Below are 21,134 nucleotides of genomic sequence, written 5' to 3'. Positions count from 1 at the left end.
GAAAATAGAAAAGAGTAGGCGGTGATATAGTATGAAGAAAAAGTATATTATTATGGCTTTAGTTGTCGTTCTCCTAGTATATTTAGCAAACAGTAATCCGAGTAAGGGAGAATATACAGAATGGGCAGCGAAGCAGTTTATGAAGCGTAATGATGTGAGTAAGAAGCTAGATGAAGTTCAAAAAGAGAATGAAGAGGGTCTCCTTGGCGACTTGGCATCGGCCGGTAAAAAGTTAGCGAAAAAGTATGTTGAGCCACAAGTTGGGTTATTAGTTGATCATTATACGAAGCGAAATGATTATATATTCTTCTCAACATATACGACTGAGTTTGATATAGGTGAAGAACATTATAAGTACGTATGCGTTGGTTTCTCAAAGATTTTTATTCCGATTGAAATGCCGAAGAAAAAAGACGAATCTGCAAAATGATGCAGATTCGTCTTTTTCATTTTATAGAGTAATGGGAACTTCAGATACATTTTTTTCTACAAGGCGAGCTCCCTTTTTTCTTGTATTTTCATCAATGGATGAAAATACAGATGAGGCAAGGATTGTATTCATTACTTGATTTACGACTTGTGCATCGATTGGTGTGATGGGCGTATCGATAGAAAAAACGACTGTTTTTCCATCTTCTTTCGCGAAAATCAACTCTAGTACTTGCATGTGTTATTCCCTCCTTTGTATTTATCCCGCTATTTATGGGATTTGGGTCTGCCGGTTAAATTGTGGGCTAATAATCAGCGGGGATGAATAAAATCCCCACTGATCCGAGTTTTACTTTATAGTTTAGAAAGATCTGATGTGCTTACAAGTTGTACAGCGTGAAGTGGTGATGCTTGTAAGGAAGCTAGAGCATGAGCTACATTGTGTACTTGATCTAAGCTCGCATTTGTTTTAACACGTTTAAATTGTTTGCTCTTGAAAACTGTTTTGCCGTTCTTATCTAATCCGTTGTTTAAGACAAGACGTAAAGTTAAATCCATTACGATTGTTTCAATTGCCATGTGTATCACCTCCTTTCACTTTATAAATAGGATGCAAATGTCATGTTTTGGCGTGAAATTTTTTCTTTTTTTTGGTACCCTTAAAAGATTAAGAGAGGAGAATTCTGGATAATGAATCGTAAATGGTTATTTTGGATTCCTGTATTACTATGGATGGGGCTGATTTTCTATTCTTCGGCACAACCATATAAAAAGCAGGATATGCGTTCAGATATTGAACAATATGTAAATGTTGAATTTGTGAAAGAGCATTTTTCATGGGTATCTATCGATTATGGTGGAGGAACCCCTGTTAGTATTGCGAATAAAGGTGTAGGCGGATTTATTGAGTTTTTCCTTCGTAAAGGTGCTCATTTTATGGTGTTCTTTATCCTAGGTTCATTAATTTATTACGCTTTTCATCGATCAGGTTATTCGAGGAAAAGATGTTTTATATATGCCCTTCTTTTCGTTGCGGGTTATGCAACATTTGATGAAATTCACCAATGGTATACGGGAGACCGTACACCAATGTGGCAAGATTCATTGCTTGATACGTGCGGCGGGTTAACGGGGATTATAATAAGTAATTGGTTTTGGAATAGAAAAAAGCGCTAATCTCATTTTGAGATTAGCGCTTTTTTTGCGGGTAGTAAAACTCCTCGTAAATGGTCTAATTAAAGTTTCACTTTATACACCAAGTAATTCTTTTAGTTCGTCTGTTGATAGTTCAGTCATCCAACTATCGCTTGTGATGACTGCATTGTTTAGAGATTGTTTTCTTTCTAGCATTTCATCAATTTTTTCTTCTAATGTTCCTGTTGTAATGAGTTTGTGAACATGAACAAATCGTTTTTGACCAATGCGATATGCGCGGTCTGTTGCTTGATTTTCCACAGCTGGATTCCACCAACGATCGTAGTGAATGACATGGTTGGCAGCGGTTAAGTTTAATCCTGTTCCGCCAGCTTTTAAGGATAAGATGAAAATGTCATACGTTCCGTTTTGGAACTCCTCAATCATCTTGTCGCGATCTTTTTTCGGTACACTACCGTTTAAGAAGAGGACACGCTGGCCGAATTTTTCTTCTAGCACACGTTTTAGCATGTTCCCCATGCCGATATATTGAGTGAAGATGAGGCAACTTTCATTTTGATCTTTTATATTTTCTATGAGTTCCATTAACGTTTTTGTTTTCATAGAGCGTTCAACGACATTTTGTGGCTCTTCTTCTTTTAAATAAAGAGCTGGATGATTACAAATTTGTTTTAGCTTGTTCAGCATAAGTAATATAAAGCCGCGTCTTTCAATTCCACTTAATCCTTCGACATTTTGCAGTGTATCTTGAACAAGTTGTTCATATAAGGAAGCTTGTTCACCAGTAAGAGGACAGTAAGCTTTTTGTTCTTGTTTATCTGGTAAATTTAATGCGACTGTTTGATCTTTCTTCGTTCGGCGCAGTAAAAATGGTGAGATAAACCGTTGAACTTGCTGGATTTTTCCTTCATCACGATCCTTTTCAATTGGTGTGACGAAGCGGCGTTGGAATTGCCCTAAGCTTCCGAGATATCCATGATTAATAAAGTCGAAAATGGACCAAAGTTCAGCGAGGCGATTTTCCATCGGTGTACCAGTTAAAGCGATTTTGTGATTTGCTTGCAAGTTTCGTACTGCTTTCGACTGTTTCGTATGTGGGTTCTTAATATTTTGTGCTTCATCCAAAATAACAGCATCCCAGCATAATGAAGTTAGTTCTTCCTCATCGAGTTGAGCCAATGCATAAGATGTTAATACAACATCTGCTGATTGAAAGAAATCTTCAAAAGAATTGCCCTTATCTCTATTACTTCCGTAATGTAATTGAACACGTAAATTCGGTGCGAAACGCTCAAATTCTTTTTGCCAATTTCCAAGAACAGATGTCGGCGCTACGATTAATGCAGGGCCTGTTTTGAGATTGTTTTCTTTTATATATAGTAAGTAAGAGATTGTTTGAATACTTTTCCCGAGTCCCATATCGTCAGCTAGCAATGCTCCAAATCCAAGCTTTCGTAAATATAACAACCATTCAATGCCGTGTTGTTGATACGGACGAAGTGTTGCGTTTAGTGAAGTAGGGACATCTACTTTTGGAATATCTCCAATATGAAGCAGCTTTTGGAATAGTTCCTCATAATATCCATCTAGTTCAATTTCAATATCAGTAAACGGACTATCATCTTCTACAATTTCTGTTTCAGCCGTATTTGATAAATGTTGCTGCAGGACATCTTTCATCTCTAGTCCGTATTTATCGGCACGGTTCATGAGTTTCCTTACTTCTTCGATAAAGGCTGGATCTAGTCGCATCCATTGACCGTTTATATTAAATAGACGTTTGTTTTGTTCAACGAGTTCGAAAAATTCGCTTTCTGATAAATCAATGCCGTTCGTCGAAATGCGCCAATCAAAATTAACGAGCGTATTCATACCGAAGAACGATTGTGTTTGTGCTGTATTTTGCTTCAGCTGGACACGTAATTTCGGTTTTGTTGCTTTTAAATTTTGCCACCATGATGGTAGTAAAATTGTAATGCCGGCTGCAAGTAACTCGTCGCTTGCTTCTGTTAAGAAGTTCCACGCTTCTGTTTCAAAGAGTTCATTTCGGAACGTATCTCCTTCTTTTAACCACGGTATGAGCTTACTAAAACCTTCTTGTGTTTCTGTAATCCGTTCTTCGTAATCGTGCCATCTTTTCGGTAAGGAATCGATGTTTTCATATACATATATGCGATGCGCCCCGCGCTTTGGTGTCACAATTGTTTCAAGCTTCCACATTTCAAATTCTTCTTGTGGTTCTTGTAATCTTAGTCCGATTGTAAACGGAAGATCATCTTCAATATAACCAATTTTTCGAAGCCAATCTTCTTCATGTAGTGCTGTTTCCAGTTGTCTTTTCGTAAAGTCATAATGTTCATATAGTCTTTTAGCATCTTCCCAGCCGTCATTTGAGCGGTTGTCTTGTAATATGCTTTCATTTACTGCTGCTGAGAAAAGCGATGCTAATGTTTCATCTTCAATTGGTGTATTTTGAACTTTCCAAGATGGTTGTTTAGGCCAATGATTCATATCTGGTACGAAACTACCACTCGTAAAGGCATCCCATAGTTCATTTGCATCTTTCGTAAGTGCTGTAATCGTGCCATTTATTTGAATATGTGCAAAGGAATTCATCGGTTTGTTTGCAATGTATTCAAAGGCTTGTGCATTTGTTAGCAGCACACCTTGTTTTCCTTCGAAGGTTGCTTCTTTTAGAAACGTACCGTAGAAAGAAGTGGAGTGCCATGTGAATGCATTTCGTTTCCAACTTGTTACGGATAATGGAGTACCGCTGTCATCTTCTCCCCAAAGGAACCAACCTTGACTAACATGCTGGAGCCTAATTGTTACTTCAGTTTGATTGATCATCGATTAATTTTCCTTTCCGTAATTCCTCTTGTAGTGCACGCAGGCGTGAATGGAGATTGGCGATGTGAATAATGAAAGCATCCCATTCATCGGTGCGTTTTAATCGTTTATATAATGTCCGTAATTTCTTTAAGTAACGAACTGCACGTTTATATGATTTACGATTTCGTTCTTCAATCGCCTCTACAGCAGCAAGATGGTAAAGAGGAAGTGCCACTTCTGGCGCTTCTTTTTCAATATCTTTCAGTGGCTCTTTCAACAGTTCAATTGCCTCAAATCCATATAAGAGATGAAGCTCTGCCCATGTGCGATACTGTTTTTTCGCGAGTACGTACTGTTCGTAGTTTGTGAAACTATACGGTAATAGTTCTTGTAAAATCATTTCAAAACCAGCTTGTTCATTTGTATGTGTTGCGTATGTTTCATACATGATTACAAATAGCCGAACGATATCTTTTATGAAAAGCGTATTTTCGTGATCTTGGATCGTTTTCTTTACTTGTTTATACGTAAAGGAAAGCCAGTTTTTTGCACGATCCCATTGCATGGCACTTAATAGTTCTTCTAACCAATAGAAGTATAGACTCACAACAGAAGCAGGCTGTTTTTTTAGTAAGTCCATCGCTAGTAGATCTTCGTCATTCAAAAAGAGAAGATGGGAAGACGCTAACGCTTTGGATAGTGGATTGATTTTCGTATCGATTCGTTTTTCTTCTTCTTGTATTTTCTCTTTATTGTTTAAAAGTTCACTCCATATGTGACGATAAATGAAAAATCGCTCTTGCGTATAAGTGTCGGTAGAGAAGAATACTTCATGAACGAGACGAGCTGTTTCTTGTAAAATTATTTCAGACTCTGAAGGAATCGCTTCTGATTGTAAGTCCCGAACGATGGATTCTACTTTGTCTACAAATAGGCGAATGACATTAACAGGTTGGTGATAAGAATACGTTTTGTTTGCTTCGAATGCCTGAATTTCTTCTAATAATTTTTGAAAGCAGTAAATTGCTGCATGTAACCTGAATAATTCATGTATGGCGATGACGCGCGGAGCTTTCCGCTCAAGCTTCGTATAGAAATCTGTAAAGATACTCATAAGAAAATACATTTGTTTATAAGTAAGGCGAGCTTGTTCTTTTTTAAATGATTCATATTCTTTTTCAAAATATGATTCCCAACTTTTATAATCCGTTTCTTCAAAAGCTGATGATTGCAATAGTTGTCTTGCAGTTCGAATAGGAGGAAGGGAAGGTCTCGTATTATTTTTAAATAAAGTTAATACATCTCCTACTTGCCCGAAACTAGACGCTGCAGATAGTAATACAGCGAGCATATGCTCACATTGTGTTGGTGCGAAGCAATCACAATAACTTTCAGCGACATTACGAATCGGAATATGAACGCTATATACGTTGCCTTCCGCATCTACAGTTCCTGATAGTGTATAACCATCAAAGTCAACGTTGTAGACAACACCACTACGATATAGGTGCCGAGCTGTAGCGACATGTTCCTGATCAGCTGTTTGCTGTGGATCTAGTCCTTGAACGAACTCATTCGCAATCATCATAATTTCATCTTTCGTAATTGAGTGTTGCAGCATAATATTCCTCCGTACACATATTTCTTTCCTTTACCATTATAAACAAAAAATGCTCAAAACAGAAAAAATGAAATTTGGATTACATAACTTGAAAATCATGGTAATATATAAAATGTTAATTTCATATATGAATATATACGTATAGGAGGATAAATAATTTGTCAGATTTACAGACGAAGTTAGGTAGTGGAATGAATAAGTTACAAGAAGGAATAGAACAAGGGAAAATGAAGTTGCAAGTTGCACAAGAAATTGCTCAATTGAAAAAGGGAATGCAAGTGCAAATGCAGAAAAAAGCAGAGGTTCTATTAGAGGTTGGGCAGCAAGTGTATGTTCAATTAAGAGGAAGTGGAGTAAATGAAGCGAGCTTAAAAGAAATGATTGCTCCAGTTCAAGAATTTGATGTAGCTATTTATCAAGCAAGAAAGCGCATTGTTGAATTGCAAAAACAACAAGGTGAAAAAGCTACATGTGAATGTGGTGGACCTTTATCAATAAATGATAAGTTTTGTGGTTCGTGTGGAAAACCTAACCCGATGTTAGCAGTAGAAAATGAAGGTGAAACGGTAAATTGTATTTCATGTAATGAGCATATCGATAAAAACTCTACTTACTGTCCAGTTTGTGGAATTAAGCAAAGTGGGGAGTGAATTAAATGTATTGTCGCACATGTGGAAAACAACATGGTGAAGAAGTAAATTATTGCCCAAATGAAGGTAGTATGGAGATTGCAGGAGCTATAGATGCAGTAACATTAGAAAAAGATAATGCAAAATACTGCAAAGGTTGTGGCAGTGAAAATGCTCAAAAAAATTTATATTGTCAAAAGTGTGGGTATTCTTTATCTGTTGTGAAGAAAAAAGAACAATCTGTAAAATTGCCTACAATGGATGGTGCTCCTAAAGTTGAATTTAAAGCAGATAAAGCCGTTTTACAAAAAGGTTTTATTGGTGGGGCTGTTGCAAGTATTCTCATGTTAATTGCTGGTTGGATTGGTAGTTTATTATTTGCTGCTATGTTAAGTGAGATGTTTAGCAAATTTGCAAAAGAATTAGAAATGTTGCCAAGTTTTTATTCGAGTGCAACTTCTACGATGTTAAGTTACCATTTACTTGGTTTTACAGCTAACGATGATAGTGGGTTGATATTTTCTTTATCTTGGCATACTCCATTTACATTATTATTAATCATTCCATTTATTATTTTCGTTGGTACAGGAATTTGGTTAGGGAAACAGCATGTTGCGAAAACGATTAAAGATCAAATCTTTATGGCAGCAACAGTTGGTATTATTTATGGCGTCTTTTTATTCATTATAAGTTTTATAGCATCACAATCTTTTGCAATTCCATTCTCAGAAGCAGGTAAGATTACGGTTGGCTATTCAGCGATTAAGAGTTTATTGAGTGGTTTTGTATGTGGGACATTATTTACCTTATTAGGATTTATTGCTCATACAAGCAAAAACAATATGGCAGTAGCATTTCAAGAGTTAATGCCATATGGAGCGTCTGTGTATTACGGTGTTTCAGCTATGATAAAAGGACTTTTAGTAACAGCGGTAGCGGTTTGTATTATGGCGTTAGTAAGTAAGGAAGACGGTATTGAACCATTAAAAGAAATAACAACTTTAAAATCTGAAAGTACATTATTAGCATTAGAGTTAACACCTCAATTATGGAGTATGGCTCATTTTGCGCCGTTAGAAGTATCAAGTCCAGCACTTAGTAAAGAATTTACTAGAATTGGTAAGAAATCAAATACATATGAGAGCACACTATCGTTTTCATTTATATCAGGCGTCTCTGTAAATGGCGTAGAGCTTAGAGAGATATTGATTTCAAAAGGAGCAAATGAGGAAAGCCTTGCAGAATTTGATAAAGTGAATAACGTATTCCATTATGGTTTATTACTGCTTATTATTCCATTGTTCTTTATGTTTAGAGCGGGAAGAAAGTTAGCTAAATTACCGACTGCCAATATATATATTACATTAGCGGTATGTAGTGGTTCTTACACAATTATGATGATTGTAATGAATATGATTTCTAAGTTCCAAATTAATGTTTCAGGAACGGTAACAGGTTTATTTGGAACAAGTGGAACGGTATTATCTATGCAAAATTCATTTATATATTTAACTTTGTTTAGCTTGATTGTGACATATGTAGCGGCATTTGCTGGAATGAAATTAGCTAAAAAATAGGAGGAGAGCACGTTGAAGTTTTGTGGAACATGTAAAAAGAACGTTGCAGACCATTTGAACTTTTGTCCGGAGTGTGGGAGTAAAGTAGAAGTAATCGTTGATAACACTGCTGCTTCATATACAGAATTACAAAGCGAGACAAAATCAGTGAAAAGTAAGAAAAATTTATTTTTGATCATTGGTTTTGCTGCTATTGCTGCATTATTATTTGGGGCATATAAATTTGGAGCATATAAGTTTTCAAAAGAAAAGCAAGTAAATGTAATGATTGAAGCATTCCAAAAGAAAGATATTAATGCAATTGATGAGTTTGTAAAAGCGAATGATTCAAGCTTAAAGATTAAGACAGAGGATATTAAAGCGTACATGCGTTATTTAAAAGAGAATCCTTCTTACAACAAACAATTACTGTCTTATTTACAGAAAGAGACAGTAGATCAAAAGTTAACTAAAGATAAATCTTCATTTAAGGACGGGGAAATAGTAGAAGAGGGAAAAGAGTGGTTCTTATATCCAAAGTATAAGTTTAGCATGAAATCTTATTATATGAGCATTAGTACAACTGCAAAAAATGCAGAGATATATGTGAATGACAAAAAAGAAACAGAGCTTTCTAGTGATAAAACTTCGAAAGAGTTGGGGCCATACTTCCCAGGTACATATGTTGTAAAGGCAACGGCGAAGACAGAACTGACTGAATTAGAAACAGAGAAAGAAGTAGATCTAGCGGATGAACAGAGCGAGAAGGTGAAAGTGGATTTATCGCTTGAAGGCAAGTATGTAAGCATTTCTTCTGATGAAAGTGATGCAACTGTATTTGTGAATGGGAAAAAACGTGGAAAATTAAATTATGGAAGTTATAAGCTTGGCCCTGTATCCACAGATGAAACAGTAGAAGTACATTTAGAGAAAACTACTGATTTTGGTGTGATGAAATCTGAAAGTGCTAAAATTGGAGACCAAAGCACGTATTATTTAAAATTCCCGAAAGAAACATCAAGTTCAGCAGTGGGTGAATTTGTAAGAAATCATATTTATGATAACGTACGTGCAATTTCATTAAATGATTTTAGTTTAATTGAAAAGAATTATGATAAGAGTGGGAAATCGTATAAGGAAGACCGTGATTATATACAGTATTTACACAAAAAAGGAATTACAGAAGACTTATTAACAATGGAAGTTCGTAATGTAGAGCGTCAAAGTGATACGAAATATAAAGTAACGACATATGAAGAGTATCATATTCGTTACGGTGATGGATCTGTGAAGTTCAAAAGTTTTAATAACGAACATATTGTAACTGTGGATGGGAATGGAAAGATGTTGTATCATTCTCTTGGTGCAAATAATACGTTGAAATCAGAAGATGTATCTGGTCCAACTCGTTAATATGAGAGAAGCTGTTCAATATTTGAACAGCTTCTTTTTTTTGTAGCTAAATCGATATTTCGTTTTGAACCGTTGATATATCATAAGTTATGATAGATATAATTGAAAAATCGTTGATATATTTTTTTACAATTATGAGTGTGTTTCCTTTAATATTTCTTGTACATATGGATCATGTAATATCTGCTGTATAATTGGTAACATGTTTTGTTCAAATGGAATTTCGATAGGAAATGGCTTTTGAGAGCCTGGTTTTATTCCATATTGCACAATTTTGTAATGTGTATTGTTTTCAGACTTGAGCACAATTAACTTATAGCGGTTATCATCGCCAGCGAGTGAGAAATCAATAGACGTAGCGTTATATGTTACTTCATCTTTATATATGTACGGTTTTGGCGTACCAATCCAGTCTACTTTTGCTTGTACATTCATGGGCATAGCCTCCTTATATGTATTATAAATAAATAAAAGCCAGCTCTCAATAAAGAGAACCGGCTTGTAATTTAGCAGTCATTGGTTATTTTAAAATTTTCACTTTAACAGTTTTGCGTCCCCATTTTTGAGCAGCGCTATCTGATCCAAGTAAGATATCAATACGGTTACCTTTAATTGCACCACCAGTATCTCCAGCGATAGCTTCTCCGTAACCTTCTACCCATACTTTAGATCCTAATGGGATTACTTTCGGGTCAACAGCGATCATTTTCATGTTTGGATTCGCAGTTAAATCATGACCCATTGCAGTTAATACACGGCCGCCATATGTGCCACCGTTTTCGCTCGGGTGAGCTGTATATGCTGTAGCTACAACTGTTAACTCACGACCACCAGAAGGTGTGTTAGTTTCAGCAGCTTTTACAGCAGGCTTAGCAGCTGGTTTTGCTTGTGCTATAGGTGCTTGAGCCTTAGCTGGTGCTTCAGCTTTAGCAGGAGCAGTTGTTTCTTGTTTCTCAATTACAGGTGCTGTACCTGTTAAGAAAGGAACATGAACATAAGCTGTTTTCCCGTTATATTCAAATTGTAACCAATCATTTTGTACTTGGTTCGTTGTTTCGATTACATCGTCTTTCTTCAACTTTCCAAGAACCTCTGAGTTTGTGTTCGCTTCAGCACGTACGTTTAATACGTTAGCTGTTACGTAGTAGATGCTTTTTGTGAACTCTGCACTTACGAATGCGTCTTTACCGTTTAAAGTAACTTTTGACCATCCGTTCTCTGTATTTTGTACATCTATTTTATTACCGTTTAGTAATTTACCGACAACTTTTGATTCCGTAGTAGGGTTTTCGCGTACGTTTAGTACGTCTGTTGTTACAACAGTTTCTGCATTAGCAGATGATGTGAAAATCCCAAGACCAAAAACTGCTGCTGTTGCTATACCAATTAATTTTTTCATGATAGCCTCCATTGCGTTTGTTTTCGTGTCCTCATTATAGCAACAGATTTTTTCGGATTTGGGGAAAACACACAATTACAAACCATTCGTAATAAGTCGTTAATATCCTGTAATATAACAAAAAATATAGGAAAGCGTTTTTCATTCTATATGACTCATAGGTTTCTAGTTATATTCAAAATATTTAATACAACATGTTTTTTTCGACGTAAATAAAAATATTACAGGAATGTTACATGATGTTTACTAAACGGTTACATTCCTTGAGTATTTTACCGTTTTATGGGTAATATAGTTATATAAACATAAACATTTTGTTTGTGAAGCTATAAACACGTGCTATATACTAGCAAAAAAACCGCATAATTGTTACAAAACGAAAGGGTTGCAAGGAAGAAATTTGCCCTTTTTTACATATGTAACACATCCTTTTTTAGGAAAATACATTCCTATCCGCGTTTTTCTCACACAATTTGACAGCAGTATTTCTAACTTGTAGCTCTTGCAGAGTGAAAAGGTTATACGAAAGGTAAGGCTGTCCATAAGAATTCGAATTGGTGAAGGTGAAAGTAAGAAAATCACCGCAAAATTATAGTTTTCTATCCGATTTTACATATCGGAATTTATGTTATTTACAAAAGCGAAACCTACGAAGGGGGATTTGATGAGGAAACTGACAAAAACATTCATCGTTTCATTAACATTATGTATTGCATTTACAATTTGGGGGATTATTCCCGAATCTATTATTGGAAAAGGTAGTTTAGGAAATGTAACAACCGCAATTCAAACTGCATTAGTTAGTAAGTTCGGCTGGTTTTATATTATTTCCGTTTCTATTATTTTAGGTGTGTCTATCTTTTTAATTGTTTCGAAATACGGTTCTATTCGTCTAGGTAAAGATGATGACGAACCTGATTATAGTTATATGACATGGTTTGCTATGCTATTTAGTGCTGGTATGGGTATCGGCTTAGTTTTCTGGGGCGTTGCTGAACCATTAAACCATTTATACGCACCTCCGTTTGGAGAAGGTGCAACTGAGGAAAGTGCGCGTCTTGCACTGCGTTTTTCATTTTTCCATTGGGGATTACATCCTTGGGGACTATATGCGTTTGTAGCGTTATGTATTGCTTACTTTACCTTTAGAAAAGGAAAAGCAAGTACGATTAGTGCGACAGTAGGTCCGTTATTTAAGGGCGGGGAACACGGGCGTATTGCTCATTCATTTGATGTGTTAGCTGTTTTTGCAACTGTGTTTGGTGTTGCAACGTCATTAGGTCTCGGTGCAAAACAAATTGCGGGTGGTGTTAGTTATTTAACATCTATCCCGAACTCATTAACGACACAGTTAGTTATTATTGCAATCGTAACAGTATTATTTATGTTATCTGCGCAAACAGGTCTGGATAAGGGAATTAAATATTTAAGTAATACGAACATTATTTTTGCGTTTGCACTTATGATTATTGTATTATTTGCGGGTCCAACAAACTTTATTATGAATTACTTCACTTCAACAATCGGTTCTTATATTCAGGAATTACCAAGCATGAGCTTCCGTTTAAGTCCATTAGACGAAGGTGGGAACCAATGGATTCAATCGTGGACAATTTTCTATTGGGCATGGTGGATTGCATGGTCACCGTTCGTAGGTACGTTTATTGCTCGTGTTTCACGAGGACGTACAATTCGTGAGTTTGTAATCGGTGTGTTACTCGTACCGACCGTAATTGGTGCACTTTGGTTCTCTGTTTTCGGCGGAACAGGTATTCATATGGAGCTGTTTGGTGATGCACATATCTTCGAAAAAGTGAAAGAGATGGGAACAGAAGTAGGATTATTCGCTATGTTCGATCAGATGGGCAGCTTTGGATCAGCTTTATCAGTTTTAGGCATTTTACTTATTGCAACATTCTTTATTACATCTGCAGACTCTGCAACATTCGTTTTAGGGATGTTAACGACACATGGTAGTTTAAACCCACCAAATCGTATTAAAATGATTTGGGGTATCGTTCTAGCCGCGATAGCTTCTACGCTATTATATATTGGCGGATTAGAAGCCTTACAAACGGCAGCTATCATTGCAGCATTCCCGTTCGTCTTTGTTATTTTCTTTATGATGGCAGCATTATTTAAAGAGTTACAAAAAGAAGGACGTATGAAGCGTCATTAATAATAGAAGGAAAAGAGCTGATTTCATATCAGCTCTTTTTTTATCCCTCTATTTGCTGAGCAGTAAGAACCCCACCTCAAAATTCAGCAAAAGCAAATAAATCGAGCTGCTTGTAAAAGCCCGATTGGTGATGGCTAATGAAAGTTTCACTTTATATAGAAGGAATTTGAAATGCGGGTAGGGGGAAATAAAATACTTTACCATATAAGTAGTATGCCTTTTATACGAAGAAAAAACGATAGGTTTCGACAATATTCGATCCCTTACGAATTCTATTCATATTTTTGACAAAAAATTGTCGGAAATGTGTTGTCACGTTTATATATATGTGCTATATTATTTCCTGTAAGCGATTTCAAATAGTTTTAAAGCGCATTCAAGGGGGACATCTAGAATAATGAAACGTTACGAAAGAAAGTGGAAGCATATTTGTTTGAAACGTGTGGCACATCGTAGTGTCCAAGAAAGCACGGAACCTAAGACTGAAACGCGCAAAGAACAGCAAGAGAAGCAATTGGTTCTACAAAAATAGCAATCACTTTTTCGTATATAAATGAAGGTCGATCGTTCGTTGGGGGATGGACGTGAAATTACTTTCAGCTAAGGGGTATTGTCTGATATATAATTTATACGGCAATAAATAAGCACAGAGCATACGGCGCTCTGTGCTTATTTTTATTATTTATCTTTTTTGAATCGAACTGTTTTATCCCAGCCAATGACTTGTTTCTTGCTCTTTGCACGTAAGTATAAGATTAAGCTACGAATAAATAAGTACGTAAAGAGCTGTGCGTACGTAAAGTACATAATAACGCTAATAAAAATATTAGTCGGTGTAAAGGTTCGTTCGACACTCTGGGCACTAAATAATTGAGAAACATATGTAATATATGCGACATACCACATAAATAGTAGCGGAATGCTATATTGAATTTGGAATATCCCGAGTAGCCCAATTACAAACCAAACGTTCGAAATGATTAGGAATAGCCAAAATACAACATACACTAGAACTTGTTGTAAGGAATGAACAAGCAGCTTTCCTTTAAAGAAACTTAATGATGAGAACATTTTTTCTAAAATATATAAATTTCCTTGGAGCCAACGTGTACGTTGTTTAATAAGAATTTTTAAATGCTCTGGTTCTTGTTCCCAAGTAACTGATTCTGGGACGATTGGTAAGAGATAACCTTTTTGTGTAATTCGTAATGTTAATTCAGCATCTTCTGCAATTGCGTAAGGGTCATAGCCACCAAGCTCTTCTAGTGCGGAGCGACGAAGAAGCATGTTTGTTCCTGTCAGCGAGCCCGTTTGGAATAGTAACCAGCGTCCAGATTGCATAAGGAGCTGGAAGATTTGGAATTCTAGCGAAATCATTCGCGTTAACCAGTTTCTTTTTTCGTTTACTGTACGAACGTGTCCAACAGCTCCAACAGCATCTTCAGTTGTTTCAGCGTGTTCTACAAGCATTCGCAGTGCGTGTGGTTCAGGCTGGTTATCTGCATCGTAAACACAGAAGTACTCACCATCTGAAATACTAAGCCCATAGTTTAGTACACGTGATTTACCCTTCGGTTCACCGGGAGGAACACGAATATGACGAATATGAGCATAAGCTTTGTCGAAATCATCTCCGATTTCAGGTGTTTCATCTTGAGAGTTATCATTTAATAAATAAATAGTTAGCTTTCCTGGATATTCAATCTTTGCCATCGCCTCTAAAGTATCTTTAATAACGACGCCTTCATTATGGGCAGGTATGAAAATATCGACGCTCGGATAATGTTCTAGCGTACGATCTTTTCGTTTACTATTTCGGTGAATTAAGCCCGCGATTGTTAAGAAAGAGTAGTAAACGAGTAAGCCAGAGAATAGAAAAGCCGTAAAAATAAGTACATATTTAATTGAAAATGTGATACTAATCCAAAAAACGAGTACGCAAAACAGAAGGAATAAAAGAAGTATAACGAGAGTCATCATAACAGTGTCTGTCCTTTGTTTCCAATTTGCTCGCGTGAAATTTTTATATCTTTGATTGCTTCAGCAGCAAGCCATTGCTCCATTTTTGGTTTTAGGCGGTTCATTACAATGTCAGCACCAGCTTCATTTGTGTTTTGTAATAAAATAACTAGCGTATTATTATCATATTCAGCAGTAAGGTCAAAATCATTCCTTACCGTTTCAACTAATAAAGAAGCTACACGGTCCATAACACTTTCCTTTGTATATTTACTAAAGGAAGTGAAATCAAAGTAAACAATAATGCCTGTTTCATTACGACGATTCATTGCAGTCGTTAATAACGCTTGGCGTCTCTCAAATTCTTGTCTTGTTAGTAATTTGGATTCTCCAATATATTGTTCCAATGTTCTCACACGCTCAGTTAAAGTTTTATTTTCATGAACCACTTTTTTCAATAGGTGAGTTGTTATATATACAATGAAGAAGTTAGCTGCCATCAGGAAGTGGGTAATCATATATTGCCATTGATCTGATGTACTCCATAAGTGAAGCCATGCTTGATAGAACAAATAAAATACGGAAATAATGGTCCCTAGTATAAAGAAAACAAATGCTGTTTTGTCAGCTAAAAATAAGAATAGTACATTTACGATTACGTATATTATTGTAAAAATGAGAGCATGCTCATATTTCGTCACATATACAGTAGTAAAATAAAATACAATTTGTAAAATCCACATAGAGAGGATTTTATAGAACTTATCTTTCACAAAACTTTCCTCCTTAAAGCTATTTCATCAATAGATACTTGTAGTATGCGCAATTATTAAGAAATTGACTATGTCGTTACATTCTTTTGAAGGGCAACAACAAGTAGTATCTCTATTTTCATAAGAAAAATAAAAAGACTTAAACATTATTGTATCATAATGTACTTATATTTAGGATAAATTGATTAATAGATACATAAAAGACGCTTGGATTGCATGAAAAAAGTCTCCTCTTGTAGAAAGAGAAGACTCTATATAAGTTTATAGGAACATCATACCTGCAACTGCTGCATTTAAGAAGTTCGCTAATGTACCAGCGATAACTGCTTTAATCCCTAATTGTGCAATTTGTTTACGGCGAGTAGGAGCTAGCGTTCCTGTTACACCTAATTGAATTGCGATAGAAGAGAAGTTTGCGAATCCACAGATTGCGAATGTTAAAATTAGATTTGTTTTGTCAGAGAACTCTGCCATGTGCGGTCCTAAGTTTGCGTATGCAACGAATTCGTTGATTGCAAGTTTTTGACCGATAAAGCTTGCTGCTTGTATCGCTTCACCAGGAGAAACCCCGATTAAGATTGCGAATGGTGATAATAAGTAACCAAAGATTAAATCAAGGCTAAGTTTAATATCGAACAGAGAACCAACCCATCCTAATAATCCATTTAATAAAGCGATTAATGCGATGAAAGCCATTAACATTGCTGCTACGTTAATAACAAGTTGCATACCTTCAGATGCGCCGCGTGCAGCTGCATCAATAACATTTGCGTCTTCACGTTCTGTAGAAAGTTCAACGTTATTATCTACTTTTTCTGTCTCTGGCATGATTAGTTTCGCAATTAATAAGCTCGATGGAGCCGCCATAATTGCAGCTGCTAATAAGTGCTCTAACGGAATACCCATTGCTGCATAACCGACAAGAACGGATCCAGCAACAGCTGTCATACCGCTTACCATAATAGTGAAGAATTCACTATTTGTTAAGCGTGCTAAGTAAGGTTTAATTAAAATTGGAGCTTCAGTTTGTCCTAAAAATACAGTCGTTACTGAGTTTAGGCTTTCTGCTTTAGAAGTTCCAAGAAGTTTACTTAATGCACCACCAACGATGCTAACAAATTTCTGCATAATACCGAAATAATATAAGATTGCTACTAATGAACTAATAAATACGATTGGAAGTAGTGCTTGAATAAAGAATACAAATCCCCAAGGTCCCTTTGCGTTGACTAAATCCCCAGTAACGAACTTAATTCCCTCGTAAGAAAAATTAATTAATCCTTGAACACCGTCAGCAGCGTGTTTTAAACCTGCTTTACCAGCGTCCCATCGTAATACGATAAATGAAAATGACATTTGTAATGCTAGCGCAATTAAAATTGTGCGCCAATTAATAGCTTTGCGGTTGGAAGATAGTAAGAAAGCAATTGCTAATACTCCAATCACGCCGCCAATTCCCCATAAAAGATTCATGCAGTGTATGCTCCTTCCTCATAGTAAAAACAGTGTATAAACCAGTTGTCTATACGTTTGCGAATATAACATCTTTAGTAACTTATCATAATGGACATCGGAGGTCAAACGTCTAATGAAAAGTTTAAATAAAAAGAAAATTCTTCAAAAAAACACATATAAAATAAATAGACATGAAATAGGTTATGTTTTTTATGAAAATATATACATTATGATAACGTTATGCATTGTTTTTGTAGAATAAAGTGTATGAAATGGAAGAATGGATACATTATTTTTGTAGAGAGAAGGTAGGAGAAAGGGAGTAATATGTTGAACTCATAGCAAAAAAAGCCTTCTAGTAAACTAGAAGGCTTTGAAACTATTAATTAAGGTGCTTTCGTGTATCCTAAGAAGTGGCTCTTCCAATAAGAGTTACTTAATGAAGCGATCGCGACACCTTTATCTCCAGCTTGGATAAATGATCCGCCCCCAAGGTAAATACCCATGTGAGAAGGACCAGATTTATAAGTGTTTTGGAAATAAATTAAGTCACCAGGTTGTGGACTTGAAGTTTTTGGTAGGCTACTCCAATATCCTGCAACACTTTGGCGGCTAATGTTATGACCAAATTTCTTAAATACGTGGTAGATGTAGCCACTGCAGTCTACACCGTTAGCAGAAGTTCCGCCCCAAACGTACGGTACACCTTGCATTGATTTTGCATATGCAAGTACGGAAGAACTGTCGCCGCTATTGTTGCCTGTATTATTATTGTTGCTATTGTTTTGATTGTTATTTTGGTTATTGTTAGGCTTATTATCTACTGCGCCTCCAACTGGTGTTTTAGACAGGTAACGTGTTCCGATATAACCAGTTTGACCGTTGTAGTTAATTTTGCTCCATCCAGAGTTTTCAGAGATTACTTGAACCTTCTGTCCTTGTGGAAGTGCGCCTATGATTCTATAATTTGTACCTTCGCCGCTACGTACATTTAGTGCAGAAGCATTAATGTAGTAGTCGCCAATTGCACCTTGGTTAGGTTTTTCGGGTTGTTTTGGTTGCTCAGGAGTAGTAGTGCCACCTTTAACGAATTTTACAAATTCGCTACTAACAAAGCCTGTTTTTCCTTGGTAATTTACTTTAAACCAACCGTTTTCAGATCCAACTACGTTTAATGTTGTACCATTTAAAACGCCACCAATTACACTATGGTAAGCGGCAGGGCCTGTACGAACACGTAGAGATGTAGCGTTAACCACGTAAGAACCACCAGTTTGAATAGTTCCATTATTATTGTTTTGCTCTTGTTTGTTGCCTTCTGTAACGTTTTCGTTAGAACCGCCTTTTGTTACGTAGTCTTTGCTTACATAAGCAGTTTGTCCTGCGTAATTGATTTTGAACCAATCTTGAACTTCGCCAACAACTTGTACTACTTGTCCTTTTTTGACAGAACCTACAGTTGTATGAGAAGTGCTAGGACCTGTACGAACGCGAAGGGAAGATACATTTACTGTATAGTTTCCGCTTGCTGGTTTTACTTCTTGGTTGTTATTATTCGTATTGTTGTTTGAAGAACCTGCATTAGAAGAAACGCCAGATACGAATTCGCCACTTACATAACCTACTTGTCCATTATGGTTAATTTTCACCCAACCATTTTCTTGTCCAATTACGTTTAATGTTTGTCCTTCATATACACGCCCAGAAACAGAACTAGATGTGTTAGGAGCTGTACGTACACGTAATACATCAGCGGTAACTTTATTGTTTCCACCTGTACTTACATTGTTGTTTGCTGCGCCACTTTTTGATACAAATTCGCCACTAACAAAGCCTGTTTGTCCATTAATGTTAATTTTGAACCAACCGTTTTCTTCGCCAATCACGTTTAGTGATTGACCGTTATAAACGCGTGAGATGATGTCGTGAGAAGTGCTTGATCCCGCACGAACATGTAATACGCTCGCGTTTACCTTATAAGATGAGCTGTTTGATGCAGAAGCTTGGACAGCTGTAGCAGCTTTTTGTGTATTTTGTTCAGGTGCAGCTTGAACACTATCAAGTGTAGGTGCTGCTCCTCCTGCTACAGACACTGCCGCAAGACCGGCAAGATACTTTTTCATAATTTGTCGATTCCTTTCTGTCTGTAATGTAGTGAAGAAATATTTACCAACTGTTAAAAATTCTAAAGAGCATGTCGATTACTGTCAAGACTTATATAGGAATCTGAATATGACAAAAAGATTACAAGAAAAAAATCAAGGCATAAAATTACACCTTGATTTCCATTTAAATGCATATATTGAATATGAAAGGACAGAAATTATTCGTGTTTAAGAAGATGCCATATTGGATTGTAATAAGATTTGATTAAAAGATTTTTGCAGTTTTTTGGTGATAGGCCCAACTTGCCCATCTTGAATCGCGGTCCCATCAAGGTGGGTCATCGGTAAAATTTCAATCGTTGTGCCTGTAAAAAAGCATTCATCTGCTTGATAAACGTCACGAACGCTGAAAAGTTCTTCCTGCACAGGAATGTGAAGAGTATTCGCTAAAGAAAGGACATATTGACGAATAATGCCATTTAAAATAAGGTGATTGGCTGGATGTGTGTAAAGCGTTCCGTTTTTAATTAAAAAGAAGTTGGAATGGCTTCCTTCCGTTACAATACCGTTCCTTACGAGAAGTGCCTCTTTACAGCCTTTCCGTTCAGCTTTCGTAGCAGCTAGTACGTTTGGTAATAAATTTAATGATTTAATGTCACAGCGTAGCCATCGAGTATCGGGTTCTGATATAGCGCGTATACCATATTCAATCCATAAAGCTGGTCGTTCTTTTTTTGTAATATAGGCATAAATTGTCGGAGGGTTGTCATATGAAAATACATGTGTGCGAGCTTGTACACCACGAGATACTTGTAAATAAATGATGCCATCTTCGTGGAAATGGTTTCGTTCAATTAATTTGTAAAGTAAAGTGATGAGCTCAGCTTTTGAGAAAGGGAGCGATAATTCTACTTCTTCCATGGATCGATATAATCTCGTTATGTGCGGATCTAATAAATGAAAGTTCCCTTTATATAGGCGAATAACCTCATAGACACCATCTCCGAACTGCGAACCTCTCTCTTCAAGTTCTATGTACGTTTGTTGTTTTGTTGTATCAATAACTTCATCATTCCAAAGTACAAATTTTTCGTATGCCAATTTCCGTCCCATCCTTTCGTAAGTACGTAAGTAACGTGAAACTTTCATTCATGCGAGATAAAAATCACTATAGTAATTTTTATGTGAGCAATTCTCTACATATGACCATATATGTATTTGTAAATCATAGAGAAATAAGGATGATCTACCCCGCATTAACGGCAGTAAAGCCCCTACTTACAAATTCGGTAGAGCAAAGAAGTGAAGTGGCGAATTACTGCCCGTAAATGCCCGATTGGTGAGGGCTGATTAAACTTTCACTTTACAGCATTTTGTATATACAAATTCGAAAATAAGAAATGAGAATCCTGCTTTTAAATAAAAAAAAGCAACATTCTTATGGAATGCTGCACAAGGAGGGTAGCTATCTTTCATAGGGACATTGTCTCGTTGAATGCTTTGTGTATGGAAACAAAACAAGTTGAAAGACAATTATAAGAAAGTAGAAACAAAAGATTTACACATTTCTTTAAGGGATCTTACGAAAGATGAGAGATAAGAAATATGTAGAACCTCGTTTACATATTT

General features: G+C 36.3%; 17 protein-coding genes. 6 read left to right on the top strand and 11 right to left on the bottom strand.

The genetic code is table 11. The features are described 5' to 3' along the window. Positions 1–31 precede the first annotated feature (31 nt). Complete coding sequence (locus ACK1U5_RS21795) at positions 32–430, top strand: DUF4359 domain-containing protein (protein WP_025966401.1); 399 nt, start codon at positions 32–34, stop codon at positions 428–430. A 21-nt stretch (positions 431–451) separates the two neighbouring features. On the opposite strand, the gene ACK1U5_RS21790 is transcribed toward ACK1U5_RS21795, so the two are convergent. Continuing rightward, entirely contained in the window at positions 452–667 is a 216-nt protein-coding gene (locus tag ACK1U5_RS21790; RefSeq protein WP_069605265.1) for a DUF2922 domain-containing protein, read from the bottom strand. Positions 668–783: 116 nt separating this feature from the next. Next, on the bottom strand, positions 784–1,008 hold the full coding sequence (locus ACK1U5_RS21785) for a DUF1659 domain-containing protein (RefSeq protein WP_000963861.1): 225 nt from the start codon (positions 1,006–1,008) through the stop codon (positions 784–786). 111 nt (positions 1,009–1,119) lie between these two features. Between ACK1U5_RS21785 and ACK1U5_RS21780 the strand changes: the two genes are divergently transcribed. Then, a complete protein-coding gene (locus tag ACK1U5_RS21780) occupies positions 1,120–1,605 on the top strand; it encodes a VanZ family protein (RefSeq protein WP_061139615.1) in 486 nt (161 codons plus the stop codon). 72 nt (positions 1,606–1,677) lie between these two features. Here ACK1U5_RS21780 and ACK1U5_RS21775 read toward each other — a convergent pair whose 3' ends face one another. After that, positions 1,678–4,434, bottom strand: a complete 2,757-nt coding sequence (locus tag ACK1U5_RS21775; RefSeq protein WP_048534548.1) for a DEAD/DEAH box helicase — start codon at positions 4,432–4,434, stop codon at positions 1,678–1,680. Beyond that, the gene (locus tag ACK1U5_RS21770; protein ID WP_069605264.1) at positions 4,418–6,037 is read right to left on the bottom strand and encodes an SWIM zinc finger family protein; all 1,620 of its coding nucleotides are present in this window, start codon (positions 6,035–6,037) and stop codon (positions 4,418–4,420) included. The genes ACK1U5_RS21775 and ACK1U5_RS21770 overlap by 17 nt, the downstream gene beginning before the upstream one ends. Before the next feature lie 158 nt (positions 6,038–6,195). Between ACK1U5_RS21770 and ACK1U5_RS21765 the strand changes: the two genes are divergently transcribed. Genes ACK1U5_RS21765 through ACK1U5_RS21755 form a run of 3 tightly spaced genes read left to right on the top strand, consistent with a single transcriptional unit; the run spans position 6,196 to position 9,635 of the window. Continuing rightward, complete coding sequence (locus ACK1U5_RS21765) at positions 6,196–6,687, top strand: zinc ribbon domain-containing protein (RefSeq protein ID WP_001281753.1); 492 nt, start codon at positions 6,196–6,198, stop codon at positions 6,685–6,687. Between the two features lie 5 nt (positions 6,688–6,692). Then, the gene (locus ACK1U5_RS21760) at positions 6,693–8,243 is read left to right on the top strand and encodes a zinc ribbon domain-containing protein (protein ID WP_070757671.1); all 1,551 of its coding nucleotides are present in this window, start codon (positions 6,693–6,695) and stop codon (positions 8,241–8,243) included. Between the two features lie 12 nt (positions 8,244–8,255). Further along, positions 8,256–9,635: a zinc ribbon domain-containing protein gene (locus ACK1U5_RS21755; RefSeq protein ID WP_069605262.1), complete on the top strand. Its 1,380-nt coding sequence runs from the start codon at positions 8,256–8,258 to the stop codon at positions 9,633–9,635. Positions 9,636–9,767: 132 nt separating this feature from the next. Here the strand turns inward: ACK1U5_RS21755 and ACK1U5_RS21750 are convergent, their stop codons facing one another. Further along, positions 9,768–10,070 carry a DUF3910 family protein gene (locus ACK1U5_RS21750; protein ID WP_069605261.1) on the bottom strand — a complete coding sequence of 101 codons (303 nt, stop codon included), beginning with the start codon at positions 10,068–10,070 and terminating at the stop codon, positions 9,768–9,770. Between the two features lie 85 nt (positions 10,071–10,155). After that, the gene (locus ACK1U5_RS21745; protein WP_044584989.1) at positions 10,156–11,034 is read right to left on the bottom strand and encodes a cell wall-binding protein EntA; all 879 of its coding nucleotides are present in this window, start codon (positions 11,032–11,034) and stop codon (positions 10,156–10,158) included. Positions 11,035–11,698: 664 nt separating this feature from the next. On the opposite strand from ACK1U5_RS21745, the gene opuD reads away from it, so the two are divergent. Then, positions 11,699–13,213, top strand: coding sequence for a glycine betaine transporter OpuD (opuD, locus tag ACK1U5_RS21740; RefSeq protein WP_001230117.1), 1,515 nt, complete (start codon positions 11,699–11,701; stop codon positions 13,211–13,213). 678 nt (positions 13,214–13,891) lie between these two features. On the opposite strand, the gene ACK1U5_RS21735 is transcribed toward opuD, so the two are convergent. The 5 genes from ACK1U5_RS21735 to ACK1U5_RS21715 form a co-directional block, all read right to left on the bottom strand. After that, positions 13,892–15,193: a glycosyltransferase family 2 protein gene (locus ACK1U5_RS21735; RefSeq protein ID WP_000988751.1), complete on the bottom strand. Its 1,302-nt coding sequence runs from the start codon at positions 15,191–15,193 to the stop codon at positions 13,892–13,894. Continuing rightward, positions 15,190–15,945: a diguanylate cyclase gene (locus ACK1U5_RS21730; RefSeq protein WP_000653236.1), complete on the bottom strand. Its 756-nt coding sequence runs from the start codon at positions 15,943–15,945 to the stop codon at positions 15,190–15,192. Before ACK1U5_RS21730 ends, ACK1U5_RS21735 begins: the two co-directional genes overlap by 4 nt. A 261-nt stretch (positions 15,946–16,206) precedes the next feature. Then, positions 16,207–17,418 carry a NupC/NupG family nucleoside CNT transporter gene (locus ACK1U5_RS21725; protein ID WP_001051029.1) on the bottom strand — a complete coding sequence of 404 codons (1,212 nt, stop codon included), beginning with the start codon at positions 17,416–17,418 and terminating at the stop codon, positions 16,207–16,209. A gap of 368 nt (positions 17,419–17,786) precedes the next feature. Further along, positions 17,787–19,523 (bottom strand): C40 family peptidase, encoded by a 1,737-nt coding sequence (locus tag ACK1U5_RS21720; RefSeq protein WP_000760245.1) that lies wholly within the window; start codon positions 19,521–19,523, stop codon positions 17,787–17,789. Between the two features lie 210 nt (positions 19,524–19,733). Further along, positions 19,734–20,618, bottom strand: coding sequence for a D-amino-acid transaminase (locus tag ACK1U5_RS21715; protein ID WP_080119342.1), 885 nt, complete (start codon positions 20,616–20,618; stop codon positions 19,734–19,736). Positions 20,619–21,134 lie beyond the last annotated feature (516 nt).

The organism is Bacillus sp. XB1 (assembly GCF_053557995.1).
Note: the sequence above shows the minus strand (reverse complement) of the source record. Positions and strands in the feature narration are given on the sequence as shown.